Raw genomic sequence first — 16,682 nt, 5'->3', positions numbered from 1 at the left:
TGAATCGGAGTTGTTTTTAAACCACATGAACAACATCATTTCTTTGTTACTGTTATTTTCTAGATAACTTCCTAAAACATCTAGGTCTATAAAACCGGCTATTAAATCTAGATTCGGTCCGACACTGTCAATTTTTACTTTTTGAGCATTGTCATTTTCTTTAAACGCTTCAGCGATGGTATTGTTTCGTCGTGTCTTTTCAAAAACGGTTGTTAAATTGCACTGATGGTCTAAATCGATTAATAGAACCTTCTTACCATGTTTGGCTAACCAATCACCATAATTTAAAGTCAAGGTTGTTTTACCAACACCACCCTTGATAGCAGTAAAAGTAATAATCTTCATCTTGATACCTCCTTCATCTAGCTTAATTATATCATTAGCAGACAAACAAATAAATAATTTATTAAATAATTAATGCAATGGCTTTGGCCGGCTTAATCACGTACTTCAGCAATATCAACATCACTCATTCTCGACTGATAAGGCTTAAACTAGTCTGATATACTTAACACTTCTTTACTGTATATTGATTTAAGTGTACACCGTCAGGCTTTTTTACTGTCTAAATTTAACTAGCACCACGCGTATGAGTATTATAATTGAAAATACTAAAAATAAGACTTATGGTTTGCTTGTAAATATTTTTATATAATTCGTAGACTAAGATTTTGCTACTTTAGAGGTCGATGAACAATGAAAAACAGAAAATTAGGGTTAGTTCTATTGGCAAGTGCAATTTTAACTGCCACATATATACCAACAAGCAGGGCTTCTGCAGATACTACCCAGTTAAAACAAACTAATGTCATAAAGGATGCTGGTCAAACAACTGAAACAGCAAAATTATCAGATTCAGAAAATAATCAATTGACTGAGAATCAAATTAATCAACTTGATCCATATGTAAAAGTTGTTAATAATCAATACGTATTACAGCTCCCTGAAAATAATAATGTTTCTCAAAGCATGGTTACAGAAATAGAAGATGAGCTTTCACAAGTCAATGCTGACATTAAAAGCAACGGCTATACTATCAAGACTAATGATAAGACATATGGAGCTTCAACAAGTGCAGCATTCGGTGTAGTCTTGGCCAAGTCTTCACCAAATCCAACTATTAAACGTTTTTGGTGGGGATTAGGGTGTATATGCGCAATAAGACAGCAGTAAATAAAGAGATAGCAGAATTCAAAAATGGTCAAGCTATTGCTGAATTTGGATCACTTGTATCTCCACCAGTCGGAGTTACCCTTTCTGTCTATTTTAGCAATATAGCAGATCACCTGACTAATATGAGAGATGCTCACCCGCATAGTAAACTTTATATGGACATTGATCGTTTTGGCGTTTATAAAATCAAAACGTATTAATTTAGAGAGCCTGTCTAAATTATGTTCCATAGTGCTAATACAAATAAGCAACGTCTAGGAGGAATATAAATTGTCATTAACTGAATTGGGAAGCTTTGTACTGCTTATCTCATTGGTATACTGGTGGTTTTTAATGTGGCATTCATTTAAACTAACCAGGAAAACGTTAGTAATTTTAAATACCGTTGGCACTGCCTTAATGACCGTTTTGACGTGGCCCATCACCTATGGAATGTTACTGATTCCGATTTTAATTATTTACGCTGTATCGACTTTTATCATCTTTAAATTACCACTGGCAGCCAAATAGTGTGAGAAAAAGTTTTTTGCTTCGCACAACCCTAGTTGTAATTCTTTTAATCATACTGTGGGCAAGTAATCACTACGATTTTCCATATCATGATTTAGTTGGTTGTATTCTGGTTGTTGGCGTATTAGTTGGAATCTTAGGTGATCGTGTTGACAGTAATAGGAAAAAATAAGCAGGTATTACATTTGTAATACCTGCTTTTATTAGCTGTTTCGTTTCGGTATTCCGGGCAACGTCTATGTCACTCATGCCTGGTTGATAGAGTTAAAGGCGTGTTTTAAACGGGGATCATCTTCATTATATTGCTGTTTACGACCATGATATTTGCCCTGCTGGTTAGCCAGGACAATGCCCTGTTGATGCCGGTTAATAATCCGCTTACGCTCTTTCAGCCTGGTACTTACTATAGTTCAATAATAAGGTTTGTCATCAGTTGCCGTAAATTAGAATCAGCAAGTCCCGTCATAGACGGCAAATTTAATACATATAGGGTAGCCCCTCATTTTGAATGGTATTCATAATCTTAGTTAAATCCTGATTATTTCTGTCTAACTAATCTAATTTGTATTCAAACTATCAGCTAATTGTTGGGCAGCCAACAACATTAAATCCTTAATTTGTTCTGGTGACTCAGGATGATCTTGGCCTAACCAGACACGTAGAATATTGGTAAAACCACCTAATTGAAAAGCCATCACATAATTCACTTGGGTAGGAGTGCCATGAACATGCCATGGAGCCGCAAACTGTTGATAACGGGGAATTGCTTTTTGCTGCCAAATTTCATTCATGTGATCAAATAAGCCTTGTCGGATCAATAATTGAATTAAATCTCGTTTCTGCCACCAAAAATTTAAAAAAATGTCAAAAGTTGTTTTTAACATCATTTCCCCTACCTGTGGTTTCTGCTGGAGCAATTGTTCAAAGTACTGATCGAACAACTGATCACACAGGTAATTAATAACCGCTTCTTTATTTTTAAAAGAATGATAGAATGTTTTTCGTGATAATTCAGCGGTTTGGGCAATTTCAGTAATAGAAATATCCTGAAAATTCTCTTGTGCCATTAAATTTATAAGAGCGTCACATAACCATTGCTTAGACTGTTCAACCATACGCTGCTTTCCGTTCATTTTATTAACATCTCCTCTACTATCGGTAACAAATTATAGCAATCTGTAGCATTTAGCCAATAAGGATTGTTTTAATGCTTAGGGCTAATTATACTAAAGACTGCAAACAAAGGTAACAAATGTTTCCTTTGTTTTCATCTGTTACCGAAAGGAGCGCTTGATAGATGTCAAAAACTACTAAAATTATCAGTTTTATCGGGTTAACCATTGCGATGTTTATGGGCACCTTAGACAGTACTATCGTCAACATTGCTTTACCCAAAATTATGACCCATTTCAATGCCAGTTTAACTGATACAAGTTGGGTTGCCACCATCTATACGTTAGCCTTAGCCGTGTTTATGATCACTGGTTCAAAGATTGCCGATCGTTATGGTCGTAAAAAAATTATGTTATTAGGGTTAGCCTTATTTGGTGGCTTTTCGGCGGCTTGTATGCTGGCAACGTCGTTACCAGAATTGATTGCTTTTCGATTTTTTCAAGGATTAGGCGGTGCCATTATCACCCCGATTGTCTTACCAATGGGAATTGAAATATTTGGCAAAGCACATATGTCCAAAATTGCTAGCGTTGTGGGCGCAGTAACGGCTTTAGCTGCTGCCGGGGGGCCACCGATTGGTGGTGTGATTATTGAATATGCTTCTTGGCGCTGGGTATTCGGCATTAATGTTCCCTTAACCATTGTAGCCTTTCTAATTATAGCTATGGGGGTAAGGGAATCATATGACGAATCCTTGGCGGGGAGAATTGATTTACCAGGAACGGTTCTTTTAACACTAGGCTTGGGTGGTTTAACCTTTGGCCTACTAGAAGGCCGCCAATATGGTTGGCAATCGGGCATCATCTTAGGAACACTCATTGGTGGCGTATTAGCTATTGGATTGTTCATCTTTATCGAAAGTAAAGTCAAACACCCACTACTTGAATTAGATTTGTTCCGTGAAAAAACCTTAACTGCTTCTAGTTTAGTTTACTTTTTAACTGGCTTTGCGTTAGTTAGCCCCACCCTGATTTTAAATTATTTTTTACAAGACGTTCTGAACGATACAGCGTTACATGCAGCCCTAATTATTATTTCAGTTTCCTTAACAATCATGGTAGCGATGCCTTTGGGAACTAAGTTATTTGATCAAGTTGGTGCAGTTCCGGTTACTTTGATTGGCCTCTTAGTCATGGCAGCTAGTTTACTGCTCTTGTCGTTTATCACCACCACAACGCCTAAAGCTGTTATCATTACTTTTCTGGTGATTAACGGTGTTGGCTTTGGGTTCTCTTCGGTTTCGTTAGTGGCCTCGGTTAAGCATTTGCCAAAAAATAAAAGTGGGATTGGTTCGGGAATTGTTAACGCAGCGCGTCAAATTGGCACTTGTTTAGGAATTGCAATTCTAGTAACGGTCCTTGATAATAATGTCAATACAGCTAAGCAGCATATTCATCAAGATGCCATTCAAATTGTTGATCGACAGCAATTATCACCCAAAGTAAAGAAAGTGGCTCATCAACAATTGAACAGCCTATTTTCCACTACTGGATCAGCCAAATTAACAACTAAAAACAAACAGACGAACCTAAGACGTGCCCTTAAACAAGCGGCCAAATCTCAAGTTGATTTACCACAGCCCCAAAAGGGAACCGATCTTCACCAGGTCTACCAAGCCCAGAAGAAGTTAGCACTAGCTACTGACAACTTAAAAGCGGGCAACCAGCAACTAACACTTACCTTAACCAAGTTAGAAAATCAAAATACCGCTATATCTAAACTATCAGTAGCTTCTCAAAAAATTAATTTGGGTAATCAGAAAATAAGCCAGGGTCAGAAAAAATTGTTAGTAGGTCTCAAACAATTGGCACAAAAAGAAGCTTTAACGACAGCTTTGAGAAAAATTAAGCATACTAAGAATCGACAAATCAGCCAGGCCTTCAGTCATACCTACTTAGTAGGAGCGGTGATTGTTTTGATTCTGTCGCCGATTGCTTTGTTGACAGATCGTAAGCCCTTAAAAAGTTGAACTGGGAGCTAGCCATTAACTTTAATACGGATTACTAGCTAAATCTAAAAAGTTACCTCGAATATGAGGTAAAGTGAACCCCCTGAGCTGGAGTAAAGCCAAACTCAGGGAGAGCGTAAAATATCTTGTGTAAATGCATAAAAGATATTTTACGCTCTCCTTATTTGAGTTTGGATCAAGACAGTCAAGAAACCATGCTGGACCAAATCGATTTTGGTTAAACTTTTCTCTTTCTTGTACTGCAATGAATTAAGTAAGCATTGATCGATATACCCATAATTGACGCTAATCCCATTCCCCAACGAACATAATTAATATATGTTGATTCGAGTATTGACGTCACCATAGCTAATAGGAATATCGCAATACTAATCCCTATCATAAGAAATTGAAAATTAGTTGCGGTTTTGTTCCGGCTTTTAAAAATTAAGGGCACATTTAACAATGTTGGTAAAATCACTAAAAATAATACCATGATTTGATTAAAACTATGAGTTTGGATAGCAAATAAAACAATAATGCTTGCTAAGGAAACCCACGAAATAAAAATAACGATATTTTTTACTTGATTCACTTTTAATCTCTCCTTATCTACCTGTCCAATTGTTAAAGCACCAATTAACCAATAATTGTTCCAGTAACGTACAAATCAAAATGACTAAAATCATCCAAATTAATTGTGACTTAGGGATTAGATATATTTTTATGCTATATACCCAAGGTATCATTTTCCATAAATCAATCCCTAATTGAGTCGTTCCATAATAGATCGTAAACGGAATGGTCATAACGCCAACAACTATGCTTGCTAAATAACTATGAATAATTCCAAAATATTCAATAATTGGTACCCAAATCATTCCTAAAAATGCTTCGCTCACCCATAAATTAACGTATTCACTAAAGGGCACCTTGGTAAAAATCCAAAATAACAAACTAAAGGTTAATAGATTCATTAACCAGATGGTGTAGGCTCCTAGTGAGAAAGCTAACAACCATTTTGTTCGGCTAGGAGATGATAAAACACTATAAAAATTAGGCCTTTGATCTTCAAATTTCCTTTGAATAGCAATAATTAAGCTAATCAAAAAGGGGGTCAGACAATTTAAATAGACTAGACCATTTTTAAACCAAATATCACTATTATCAGGACTAGATCGCATCTTCCAAACAATTAACAATCCATAACCAATAACTAAGGTCAAAACACCTAGGAGAAATGGTTGATGCTTAATTTTAAGAAAAGTTACTTTAAGCAATGCTACGCCACCTTTCTGTCGATAATTATTGCGTATAAATAATTAATTATTACCCAAAAGGTAACAGATAACAGAATTAAATATATGAAGCTAGTATCATTTACCAAAGTATTACCGGTAGTTAGAATTGTCCCGTTGGGATTACTCCTTAGTAGTGTTGTTGTCCGCAATGCGTATACCCATGGATCAATCCAGAACCATGGGGCTAGTGTTATTCCTAAAAAGGTACTTCCAATAGAAATAAATAAGTTTAGTATGCTGACCATAATGGCATTCAGATAGCTTAGTAAATACATATTAATTACGATTAGTGGCAAGCCGCCAATCCAAATAACTAAAGAAGTACAAAACAATAATGGAAAATTGCCAACTATTTTAGTTGTCAATAAATTACTGATCAACACAATAACAACCAGAACTAGTTGAGAAAGTAAAACTAGCAACCAGAATTTTAATGTTTTTGCCAGATACATCCATTTCAGAGACCAGTTGTTGGCCAGAGCCCGTTGTCTTCCCAGCGCTCTAGATTCTTGCTGAAAATCACTACTAATGATCACCACAATACAAATGGGCAACAATATTAATCCCCACAGATTAAAAATGTTAGATTGAATGATACTAACTCCATCAGCCATACCTGTAGGATTTGTTGATGACAATATGGTCATTAACGTAAATACTAAGAAAATACAAGGTAGGACCAAAGCAGTTTTCAAATAAGTACTGTCCTTTGTCTTTAACATTTCAATTTTTGAAGCTGTCTGCATGATTAACTCCCTTCCTGGGTCTTTTCAAAGAATATTTGGTTTAAATCTTCTTTGCCCGTCACTGCCTGCTGGTAAACTAGCGAACCATTATTGATGATACCAATATACTCCGCAATATCTTGAAGTTCCGGAAGAATGTGACTGGAAATCATGACTGTCTTTCCATTTTCAGTAAGCTCCTTTAAGTATTCTTTTAACTCTTTAATTCCATAGGGATCAAGGCCATTAAAAGGCTCATCTAAAATTAAAAAATCTGGATTTTTCAACATCGCCATGGCAATTCCTAATCGTTGTTTCATACCTAATGAAAAATTTTTCACTTTTTTATTACCAGTGTCATTAATATTCAAACGATTTAAGGTTATTGGAATCCCGTCAAGTGGTAAATCTTCTTCTAAAGCAACAATTTTCATGTTGTCATACGCTGTTAAGTTCTCATATGCTGCCGGATATTCGATTAAGGCCCCTATTTTATTTAAACTTGATCGTCTCCATGGTTGTCCATTGAATTTCATTTCACCTTCAAAACTGGTAATAATTCCGGTAATAATCTTCATGGTAGTCGACTTTCCAGCTCCATTGATTCCTAGTAATCCATAAATCTTCCCTTTCGGTATTTCCAAATTAATATGATTTAAAACAATGTTATTCTTGAATTTTTTAGTTAACTGTTTTGTCTTTAAAATGTATTCTGTCATCACTGCCACTCCTTTATTTTTATTTAAGTGCATGAATGATGACTGGTAACAGCCAAGCCAAACACCATGCAACAACAAAGATTACCCACCAGCGATAACTCATAAAGTCCCAAAAAGTCATACCAACTTTAGAGCTCTCTACTTTAATCTTTTTTTGAAACTTTTCGTCTCCACGGATAAGACTATCTAAACTAACTTCAAATAAATCACTAATCTGAATTAATCTTTCAATATCAGGATAGGCTGAGCCAATTTCCCATTTTGAAATAGACTGTCTACTAACATTTAATAGTTCAGCTAAGTCATTTTGAGTCCAGTTCCTTCTTTCACGTTCCTCTCGAATTCGTTGCCCTAAAATCATTCAGCAAAACTTCCCTTCCACCACATTACTATCTAACAGGTCTTCTAAGAATGCATGCATATTATTTGAGCAATCTGACAACCAGCAGTTGCATCCTTGGTATAACAACGATTATATCTATTTTATATCAGCAGTATTCGACAATTTACCAAGAATAAAAAAGGAATTTAGCTTTCTTAGACCCAATCCTACCCCATCGCTCTGAATTAGTTTTATTAAATTATTGATATGACTTAAAGCTCTTTGGTCTTCAATCTGCCAGACAACATACTCATGCCATGTTTCACCTAAAAATTTAACTGATGTCATTTATCAATCTCTATTGTCTGGAAATTAATGAGCATGGAGATTCTTATTATTAGCTATGCTTTGAAATGACGATTCAGTTCTATCTGGTTGGCCTCACTATAAATTGGATTCTCAATCTCAAAGGTAAACTTCCGTCAGTTATGTTTTTCTGAAATAAAGATGTTTATGGAAATTGAAAGATTTAGATCTAGATCATCAAATATCTCAGCAGCTTGTTTCTTAATCTGTTGGTGAAAAAGAGAATTAGCATCAAAAAGCAGGCCACAACTTAACAGTTGTGACCTCTTTTTGATGCTGTATAATTAAAGGGTTAGAAGCGTGTCATTACTTAATGACATAAGTAAGGAGAGAAAAAGATGAAACATAATGAGCATCTATTAGATAAATCGTATTTCGAAAAAGTCGCTGCACTTTTTAATAAAGGACAGTCTGATCCCCTGCTAGGTGAGGCCATGTGAACATGGAATAATCTTCAGGAAGATTTCACAGCCAATGAGCGCCTTCCAGACACGCTCGTTGATATTGCTGTTTGGCCCGTTTTTAATCGCGCTCCTCAGTTATATCGACAAGCACCACAAATAAAAACCCGCCCTGCGTAACTTTGGTCGGTTACAAGGCGACAATGTATTTTGTAATCTAGACCACCGCCTTTAAAGCGGCTTGTCTGAGAAGCTCCGTTCACGCAGGGCTTCTTTTTCTTCCCCGCATTATAGCATGCCTTTAATTATCCTTCGACTATTTTAAATTAACTTTCTAATAGTTCTAGGGGACGCACGTTTTTTTGTACTAAAACAAAGGTAAAAACTAGTAGACATAATCAAAACATTTTTTGATCATGAACCGTACAGTGTGCTCTTCTCAATTGATAACAAGGCCTTTGGTGCAAACTGTGAGCCGGGTCCTGGGAGCTTGCTTCCATTCATTAAAAGTCCCGTTTATCGTCTCTTAGTGCAGCTTAAAATACCAACGGTGGGCCCATTTTAGCCACCTCGCATGAATCTTTATATTCAACACAATTTGTAGATCAATCAGATCGTCCACCAATTTGCATAGACACCACATATAGTGCTACAATGATCGTCTAACCACTATATATAGAAAAAGGACGATGATTAGTTACGGAAACCATAAATATTCTCTACATCAGTTTGAGTGGCAACACGAAATATTTTATTAGCAGACTGACAACATACTTTGAGAAAGAACGTCATGTTCGGGTTAGTTCAATTAATGTTAAAGAACACCCTGAATTCACCACTCTTGACCAGCCGTTTGTTACCTTCCTACCAGCCTTTCTTAAAGGTGGTAATGGGGTTAATAACGGTTATACTGAAATATTAACCACTATTTTGGGAGATTACCTCGCGTACGAAGGCAATTACCAGCATTGCTACGGTATTATCGGTAGCGGTAATCGTAATTTTAATAAGCAGTTTGCACTCACGGCTAAACAATATGCTAAACACTTCGATTTTCCTTACATTACCGATTTTGAGCTACGTGGCACCGCACACGACATTCCTCGCATTGCCGATGCCATCTTAACCTATCGCAATCAATTTTGTTTTCAAACAACGAAGGAGTAATCCCTAATGGTAACTAGCACCCCAGAAATGGAAAATACCTATTTTTACTTAAATAACCTCGTAAATATCCCAAGCAACGGAGAAATTCCGCTACATTATGATCAAGAAGCCCTCAAGGCCTATTTTGAAGAGACGGTCGAACCAAAGACTAAACAATTTGATTCATTGGATGCCAAATTAAACTACTTAGTCGACGAAGATTACATTGATCCAGATATCTTGAATCAGTATTCCCACGAATTTGTGCGGTCCTTGTTCGACCGAATGAAAGACCATCACTTCCATTTCCGCAGCTTTCTCGGGGCGTACAAGTTTTACACACAGTACGCCATGAAAACCAACGACGGACAACAATTCTTGGAAGGTTTTATCGACCGTGTTGTCTTCAATGCTCTCTACCTTGCAAACGGTGATGAGCAACTTGCTAATGACGTTGCCGATGAATTAATTTCACAGCGTTACCAGCCCGCCACTCCCACTTTCCTCAACGCGGGGAAAAAGCGCCGCGGAGAAATGGTGTCGTGTTTCCTAATTGATATGGCCGATTCCATGCTCTCAATTGGACGTGGCGTTAATTCTGCCCTTCAACTATCTCGAATCGGTGGGGGCGTCGGCGTTAACCTGTCAAACTTGCGCGCCTCAGGTGATCCTATTAAGCAGATTTCCAACGCCTCGTCTGGCGTTGTACCAGTGATGAAGTTACTTGAAGACTCATTTAGCTACAGTAACCAACTTGGGCAACGGAACGGCGCCGGAGTGGTTTATCTCAACGTCTTCCATCCTGACATCTTACATTTTCTGGATACCAAAAAGGAAAATGCGGACGAAAAAATTCGGGTGAAGACCTTGTCCCTCGGTTTGATTGTTCCTGATAAATATTATGAATTACTCAAGACTAACGAACCAATGTATCTTTTTAGCCCCTATGATGTCGAACGTGAATATCGTACGCCATTTGCTTACATCGATATCACCAAAGAATATAACAACATGGTCGCTAACCCCAATATTAAGAAGTCAGTCTTTAACGCGCGGAAACTAGAACAAAAGATTTCTCAACTCCAACAAGAATCTGGTTATCCTTACATCTTGAACATTGATACGGCCAACCAAACTAACCCTGTCGATGGCAAAATTATTATGAGTAACCTTTGTAGTGAGATCTTACAGCCTCAAGAACCGTCAAAACTTGATGATGACCTATCGTACAAGACAATTGGCACCGATATTTCATGTAATCTCGGATCAACTAATATCATGAATATGATTGACTCGCCGGACTTCGGTCACTCAGTTGAGGTTGCTGTTCGTGCGCTCACCCTCGTAACTGACACAACCGATGTTAAGGAAGTACCGACTGTTAAACATGGTAACGAACTTTACCACACGATTGGATTAGGGGCTATGGGTCTGCATACTGCCCTTGCACGCCACCAAATTGAGTATGGCTCACCAGAGGCCCTTGAATTTACTGATGCCTACTTCCTAGCTTTAAACTACTATTCACTCGTTACGAGCAATCGAATTGCCCGTGAACGCCACGAAACCTTCGCTAAATTTGACCAATCAAAGTACGCTGATGGCAGTTACTTCGATCAATACTTGAACGCAGACTTTAAATTTAAGAGTACCAAAGTTGCAAAAATCTTCAAAAATATTAAATTACCATCTGTTACAGATTGGAAGGCACTCAAGCAAGCTGTGATTACTGGCGGCCTTTATCATCGTAATAGACTCGCTGTGGCACCGAACGGGTCAATTTCGTACGTCAATGAAACAAGTGCATCACTTCATCCAATCACACAATTAGTAGAACAACGTCAGGAAAATAAGGTAGGCTCAATCTTCTATCCAGCACCTTACCTGTCTAACGAAACTTTGCCTTACTACACACCCGCATATGATATTGATCAACGAAAAATTATTGACACCTATGCCGTAGCTCAAAAGCACATTGATCAAGGCATGAGTCTGACACTATTTATGCGTTCAGTTTTGAAACCTGACCTTTACGAGTGGAAGGACAATAACAATTTAAAGATGACAACCCGAGACCTTAACCGGTTACGGAATTACGCCTGGACAAAAGGCATTAAGTCACTTTATTACATTCGAACGTTTACAGAAGACGATGAAATTAAAACGGCAAATGAATGTGAATCATGCATGATCTAGGAAATTCACTTGGGGTCTTACCGTCCGTTTAACACACCGGCATACGTTATTGGGTCACAAGACCCATATACCCATGAATCCTAATTAAGGAGACGAACAAATAACGATGGACTATTTATACTACAAAGCAATTAACTGGGATGATATTAAAGATAATTTCGATAAATACATGTGGGAACGACTCACCACTAACTTTTGGTTGGACATTCGGATTCCCATCACGAATGATCAAACGGCTTGGCAACAGCTATCAGATACTCAACAACAGGCCATTACTCGTATGTTGGCAGGTACATCAATGTTAGCCGTCTACCAATCAGAAGTTGGCACCCCTGCTATTCGCCACGATCGGCGAACTCAACAAGAAGAATCCGTATTAAACACCATTACCTTTATGAAATCAGTCCATGCCAAAAGCTGTACGACCATTTTCCGGGCTCTGATTCCGGGTAACGGCGGTGAAAGTTTTACTTGGGCAGATGATAATGCCAATCTGCAAGCTGAAATTGACCAACTAGCCCAAATGAGCACTAGCGATATGGCCTTACAGAAAAAAGCCCTTTTTATTCTGACTGAAACTGGGCTCTCGTTTGGTAAATACTGGACAATACTTCAAACACAGGCTCTCGTCAATACTTACCAAATGTTGGCTAATATTCTCCGCGGTAGCGCCCTTTTTAGTGCTTATATTGGTTACAAATTTCGCCTCAGATTTGAAGAACTCACTGTAAGTGATCAAACCGAACTGCAGTATTGGATTAATACACAGTTTGATCAACTCATGCAAACTGAAAAAGACTTCTTAGAAGCTAACCTTGACGATGCCACCGAAGCCATCAATCTGGCCTCCTATGGTGCCAATCATGCATTAATGTCACTTGGCTTTAACGCTGTCTACGAAGTTCAACCGTCTTCACTAGTGGCGCAACTCAAAGAACTGATGATTGACCAAAATCAATTTTTGCAACAGGTAACGGCTGCAAACAATGAATCGGACACCGAAAAAATGACCGATGACGACTACGACTTTTAAGGAGTATTCAACTAATGAGCTATAAAACAATTAATTGGGACATCATCGAAGACGAACTTGACGAATATGTATGGGATAAAGCAACGGCACAATACTGGCTGGATACGCGAGTACCTGTTTCTAATGATTTACGGGACTGGCGGACACTCTCTGGCACCGAAAAATCGGTTATCAATCGGGTTGTGGGTGGATTAGCCTTGCTGGACACACTCCAATCTGAAGAAGGAGTCGACGTGATGCGGCCCGACGTTCGGACACGAAAAGAAGCAGCAGTCCTCAATGACTTTTTGATGATGGAGTCAATTCATGCCAAAAGCTACGGCACTATTTTGACATCTTTGAACGATCAAGCCACTGTTGACGAAGTATTCAAATGGATGAACAATAATCCCAGAATGCAATACAAAGCCAAACGGATCAATGATATTTATCAAACGGGAAACAACCTTGAAAAGAAAGTTGCAAGCGTCTTTCTTGAAGGAATTTTGTACTACACCAACTTTTTTACCCCACTTTGGTACCGTGGTAACAATAAGCTGGCAAATCTTTCTGAAGTTATCAAACTGGTGATCCGCGATGAATCTGTTCATGGTACCTACCTCGGCTACAAATTTCAATTGGGATATAACGAGCTATCGGCGACTGAACAAAAAACATTCAAAAAGTGGATGGATGAGTTGCTCGACGATCTCCTTGAGAACGAGTTTGCGTTCACCGAAGAAGTTTACGCGCCGATTGGGTTAGCGGAAGACGTTAAACAATTCGTTCACTACAACGCCAACAAGGCGCTCCAAAATATGGGCTTTGAATCCCGCTTCCCCAATGCTGAGATTAAAGATATCAACCCAATCGTAATGAACGGAATTTCAACCGAAACGGCCAATCATGATTTCTTTTCACAAGTTGGTGCTGGCTATCTAATGGGTAATGCTGAAGCTATGAGTAGCGGCGACTATGACTTCTAACATAGGCTTCTAGACATAATTAAAATTAAAAAAAGGCTAATATCTACAGGAAATATTAAAGTAAAGCCCCCTGAGTTGTACTAGTCCCTGTCAAGTTGTCATTTGAAATAATATAAGTTTTGCTTTGCTTAAACGGCCTCATTCCAGTATTCCGCTGGGGTGAGGTCGTTTCTTGCTGGTGAACGATCTAGTTGATTAAAATAGTTGATGCCTTCTTCGACCAAGGCCACTAATTTAATTAGACTTATTAAGTAAAGAAAATAGGGACCCTTTCAGTTAACATGTGCTAACCAAAAGGGGGGCCCTATTTTCTTTTAATACCGTATTTCACACGGTATCGAATAAAGGTCGTCCGTTTAATACCTGTATTTCGGGACACATCAATGTCACTCATGCCAGCTCGATAAAGCTTAAAAGCATGTTGCAAACGGGGATCATCTTTGGCATATTGGGGTTTGCGTCCATGATATTTACCCTGCTGTTTGGCGAGGGCAATCCCTTGTTGCTGACGCTCGATGATTCGCTTACGTTCACTTTCGGCCTGATACTTATAGAGTTCAATAATCAAGTTGGTCATCAGTTGACGTAAATTTGGGTCAGCAATCCCTGTCATGGACGGTAAATTCAACACATCTAGGGTGGCACCCTTATTTTGAATGGAGTTCATGATCTTAGTCAAATCATGGTTGTTTCTGCCTAAGCGATCTAATTCAGTGACCAGGACAATATCTCCCTCACGAATATAGGCCAGCATTTTTTGCAGTTCTGGCCGATTAGTGTTAGCTCCACTTAATTTATCCGTAAATAATTTATCAACGCCTTTTAAGGCCGCTAGCTGTCGATCTAAATGTTGCTCTTTGGAACTCACACGAGCATAACCAATTTTAGCCATTGTCAGCGCTTCCTTTTGGACAGTTCTAATGAACATTTGTAATTCCCAGTATAGCACAGAATCAAAAAAAGCCACTAGGGTATACCCTAATGGTCGTTTGGGGTTAATTTAAAAATTACAATCATTTTGCAATTCTTTGAGTCTATCGTTAAATGGAATTCTCCAAAAGTTTCCCCCATAGAAGTATTTTCCTTCGTCAGTTGCAAATTGTGTAGCTAAAAAATCTGCAAATGTTTGATTATCAAGATTAGCAATGTACCTTTTACAATTGTCTTTAACGTTTTGATCGGTCAAAGTAAAATATGGATAATTTTCATTATTGGCTTTATCACATAGGTGTGCAGCGGTATTTACGTTGTCACCAAGAAAGATAGGCTTATTTATACCGCTACCTTTTTCTCCAGCTTGTATAACCAGTGCTTCGCCCGTAGCAATACCCACGCCCGCTTTAATGTCAATTCTTCGTTTATAGTGCTTAGAAAAGAGATTATTTATTATTCCTAATAGAGGATTGAACATAGAGGCTGATTCTAAAGCTTCTATAACATCAGATCTGTCTTTATATTCACCTGATTTATCTTTGTTTTCAACAAATATTGCTGAAACACAGTCACCAACAATATTTATTTCCCTACAACACTCATGACTTCTTAAAACTGCAATTATTTCGCTAATATAGGATCTATAAAATCTGGCTATTATTCTTCTTTCATATCCCTCTTTTTTAATCAGTTTAGAAGAGTTTCGTATATCAATAAAAAAAGCGGTATTTTTGACGTAAGCACCATTAGTGTAACTTAATGCGTTATCTAAACTAGGCAAGTAATCCAGATGATCAAATTTATTTGTATCTGTTAGAATCTTTTTTATTACATCTTCAGCTGTACTTAGAAATTTACTATTTCCCATTTTATTTTCCATGTCCTTCCATATTAATTGATAGATAGTCCAATAGATGCTATCAGTGTGACTAGAAAAATTGTCCCAAAGCCTAAACATATAAATTTGATACCATTATTGCAGTTTTTCATTTTTGTATCAGCAATATTGGCATTAACAAATATTTGATTAACTAGGTCATCATTGGGATTAAAATCTTTGCAGAAGTAATTTTTCATTTCGTTTAGCCCATTTTGAGATATATCGCCAAAAAAAATGTGGGATTGTTGATGGGAAATGTTTTTCAATCTAGGTATAAGGGTAAAGAATAAATAGAATCCACCAATAAAGACTAATATTAATCCAATTACTAGCAAAAAAATAAGTACCGTTAAAAAAATTTTATCTTTGATAAAAAGATAGTGGATACAATTTACTACGACACCATAGAAGCGAGAGTTTATCAATAAAGTAAATAACACCCCAATTGCTGATAATAAGATTGAAGCTTTTGTATCTGATTTTTGTATCCAATCTAATTGCTTGTCTAATAGATATTGTAAATACTTGGTTTTTTCACAATTATTATCGTTCATTGCCTAGTCCATCTCTCTTCTTGTATAATTGAGCTTGTAGAAAAGTTAAGACGGTGGCTATTTCCAATCGGAGGTGGTGCTTATGGTGTTAAACCTTTAAAGCCCATAAATCCTAACGAAAGGAGTAGCCTAAGTGTCCGTTGCGGACGCTTTACAATTAATGCTGGCTTTCGGTACCTTTATCGTAGCCTTAATTGCATTAATTGTTGAGCTGATCAAAAGTCAGCAAAAAAAATAATCCGTCTTAGCTTTTGGCAGGGCTAACGGATTATTTAATCTAATATTAAACTTTGCCACCGTCTTAAACGGTTCTACATGGGAAGTCCTGTTCTAGCGG

The 16,682-nt window shown here is 37.6% G+C and carries 21 protein-coding genes and 1 pseudogene; 10 read left to right on the top strand and 12 right to left on the bottom strand.

Going from position 1 to position 16,682, the window contains the following annotated elements; genetic code table 11:
- Positions 1-345: ParA family protein (locus tag HC026_RS10530; RefSeq protein ID WP_168925885.1), on the bottom strand; the 345-nt coding region annotated here is incomplete at its 3' end.
- Between the two features lie 351 nt (positions 346-696).
- Here HC026_RS10530 and HC026_RS10525 point away from each other — a divergent pair.
- The 3 genes from HC026_RS10525 to HC026_RS10515 all read left to right on the top strand — a co-directional run bounded on the left by HC026_RS10525 (position 697) and on the right by HC026_RS10515 (position 1,683).
- Positions 697-1,173, top strand: a complete 477-nt coding sequence (locus HC026_RS10525; protein WP_168925884.1) for a hypothetical protein — start codon at positions 697-699, stop codon at positions 1,171-1,173.
- A complete protein-coding gene (locus tag HC026_RS10520) occupies positions 1,152-1,373 on the top strand; it encodes a hypothetical protein (protein WP_168925883.1) in 222 nt (73 codons plus the stop codon). The genes HC026_RS10525 and HC026_RS10520 overlap by 22 nt, the downstream gene beginning before the upstream one ends.
- A 70-nt stretch (positions 1,374-1,443) precedes the next feature.
- A complete protein-coding gene (locus HC026_RS10515) occupies positions 1,444-1,683 on the top strand; it encodes a hypothetical protein (RefSeq protein ID WP_022638442.1) in 240 nt (79 codons plus the stop codon).
- Between the two features lie 87 nt (positions 1,684-1,770).
- On the opposite strand, the pseudogene HC026_RS10510 reads toward HC026_RS10515, so the two are convergent.
- Positions 1,771-2,235: pseudogene (locus tag HC026_RS10510) on the bottom strand (recombinase family protein); the annotation flags it as partial.
- A gap of 5 nt (positions 2,236-2,240) precedes the next feature.
- Positions 2,241-2,816 carry a TetR/AcrR family transcriptional regulator gene (locus HC026_RS10505; protein ID WP_084975558.1) on the bottom strand — a complete coding sequence of 192 codons (576 nt, stop codon included), beginning with the start codon at positions 2,814-2,816 and terminating at the stop codon, positions 2,241-2,243.
- Positions 2,817-2,980: 164 nt separating this feature from the next.
- Between HC026_RS10505 and HC026_RS10500 the strand changes: the two genes are divergently transcribed.
- Entirely contained in the window at positions 2,981-4,825 is a 1,845-nt protein-coding gene (locus HC026_RS10500; RefSeq protein ID WP_168925882.1) for an MDR family MFS transporter, read from the top strand.
- Positions 4,826-5,042: 217 nt separating this feature from the next.
- On the opposite strand, the gene HC026_RS10495 is transcribed toward HC026_RS10500, so the two are convergent.
- The 6 genes from HC026_RS10495 to HC026_RS10470 form a co-directional block, all read right to left on the bottom strand.
- Positions 5,043-5,399, bottom strand: a complete 357-nt coding sequence (locus HC026_RS10495; protein ID WP_168925881.1) for a hypothetical protein — start codon at positions 5,397-5,399, stop codon at positions 5,043-5,045.
- Between the two features lie 13 nt (positions 5,400-5,412).
- Positions 5,413-6,084 (bottom strand): ABC-2 family transporter permease, encoded by a 672-nt coding sequence (locus HC026_RS10490; RefSeq protein WP_023062188.1) that lies wholly within the window; start codon positions 6,082-6,084, stop codon positions 5,413-5,415.
- A gap of 2 nt (positions 6,085-6,086) precedes the next feature.
- The gene (locus tag HC026_RS10485; protein WP_168925880.1) at positions 6,087-6,851 is read right to left on the bottom strand and encodes an ABC-2 family transporter permease; all 765 of its coding nucleotides are present in this window, start codon (positions 6,849-6,851) and stop codon (positions 6,087-6,089) included.
- A gap of 2 nt (positions 6,852-6,853) precedes the next feature.
- Positions 6,854-7,549 (bottom strand): ATP-binding cassette domain-containing protein, encoded by a 696-nt coding sequence (locus HC026_RS10480; protein ID WP_069360342.1) that lies wholly within the window; start codon positions 7,547-7,549, stop codon positions 6,854-6,856.
- A gap of 19 nt (positions 7,550-7,568) precedes the next feature.
- The gene (locus tag HC026_RS10475) at positions 7,569-7,910 is read right to left on the bottom strand and encodes a helix-turn-helix domain-containing protein (RefSeq protein WP_057811373.1); all 342 of its coding nucleotides are present in this window, start codon (positions 7,908-7,910) and stop codon (positions 7,569-7,571) included.
- Between the two features lie 117 nt (positions 7,911-8,027).
- Entirely contained in the window at positions 8,028-8,219 is a 192-nt protein-coding gene (locus tag HC026_RS10470) for a type II toxin-antitoxin system RelE/ParE family toxin (protein WP_057811371.1), read from the bottom strand.
- 492 nt (positions 8,220-8,711) lie between these two features.
- Between HC026_RS10470 and HC026_RS12845 the strand changes: the two genes are divergently transcribed.
- From HC026_RS12845 to nrdF, 5 genes are all read left to right on the top strand, one after another.
- Positions 8,712-8,801 carry a putative holin-like toxin gene (locus tag HC026_RS12845; protein ID WP_220096012.1) on the top strand — a complete coding sequence of 30 codons (90 nt, stop codon included), beginning with the start codon at positions 8,712-8,714 and terminating at the stop codon, positions 8,799-8,801.
- 545 nt (positions 8,802-9,346) lie between these two features.
- Positions 9,347-9,805 carry a class Ib ribonucleoside-diphosphate reductase assembly flavoprotein NrdI gene (nrdI, locus tag HC026_RS10460; RefSeq protein ID WP_332871184.1) on the top strand — a complete coding sequence of 153 codons (459 nt, stop codon included), beginning with the start codon at positions 9,347-9,349 and terminating at the stop codon, positions 9,803-9,805.
- Between the two features lie 27 nt (positions 9,806-9,832).
- Positions 9,833-11,980, top strand: a complete 2,148-nt coding sequence (nrdE, locus tag HC026_RS10455) for a class 1b ribonucleoside-diphosphate reductase subunit alpha (RefSeq protein WP_168925886.1) — start codon at positions 9,833-9,835, stop codon at positions 11,978-11,980.
- 106 nt (positions 11,981-12,086) lie between these two features.
- A complete protein-coding gene (locus tag HC026_RS10450; RefSeq protein ID WP_010623241.1) occupies positions 12,087-13,013 on the top strand; it encodes a ribonucleotide-diphosphate reductase subunit beta in 927 nt (308 codons plus the stop codon).
- A 14-nt stretch (positions 13,014-13,027) separates the two neighbouring features.
- Positions 13,028-13,978 (top strand): class 1b ribonucleoside-diphosphate reductase subunit beta, encoded by a 951-nt coding sequence (gene nrdF, locus HC026_RS10445; protein WP_020923860.1) that lies wholly within the window; start codon positions 13,028-13,030, stop codon positions 13,976-13,978.
- Positions 13,979-14,282: 304 nt separating this feature from the next.
- On the opposite strand, the gene HC026_RS10440 is transcribed toward nrdF, so the two are convergent.
- The 3 genes from HC026_RS10440 to HC026_RS10430 form a co-directional block, all read right to left on the bottom strand.
- Positions 14,283-14,870: a recombinase family protein gene (locus HC026_RS10440; RefSeq protein ID WP_003680034.1), complete on the bottom strand. Its 588-nt coding sequence runs from the start codon at positions 14,868-14,870 to the stop codon at positions 14,283-14,285.
- 108 nt (positions 14,871-14,978) lie between these two features.
- Positions 14,979-15,791 carry a nucleotidyl cyclase domain-containing protein gene (locus HC026_RS10435; protein ID WP_168925879.1) on the bottom strand — a complete coding sequence of 271 codons (813 nt, stop codon included), beginning with the start codon at positions 15,789-15,791 and terminating at the stop codon, positions 14,979-14,981.
- 11 nt (positions 15,792-15,802) lie between these two features.
- Positions 15,803-16,345: a Pycsar system effector family protein gene (locus HC026_RS10430; protein WP_168925878.1), complete on the bottom strand. Its 543-nt coding sequence runs from the start codon at positions 16,343-16,345 to the stop codon at positions 15,803-15,805.
- Between the two features lie 133 nt (positions 16,346-16,478).
- On the opposite strand from HC026_RS10430, the gene HC026_RS13000 reads away from it, so the two are divergent.
- Positions 16,479-16,583 (top strand): putative holin-like toxin, encoded by a 105-nt coding sequence (locus HC026_RS13000; RefSeq protein ID WP_016378676.1) that lies wholly within the window; start codon positions 16,479-16,481, stop codon positions 16,581-16,583.
- Positions 16,584-16,682 lie beyond the last annotated feature (99 nt).

Origin of the sequence: Secundilactobacillus angelensis, assembly GCF_012641075.1 — a bacterium.
In the GTDB taxonomy this organism is placed as follows: domain Bacteria; phylum Bacillota; class Bacilli; order Lactobacillales; family Lactobacillaceae; genus Secundilactobacillus; species Secundilactobacillus angelensis.
The sequence above is the reverse complement of the archived record's forward strand: the minus strand, read 5'-3'. Positions and strand labels throughout refer to the sequence as shown.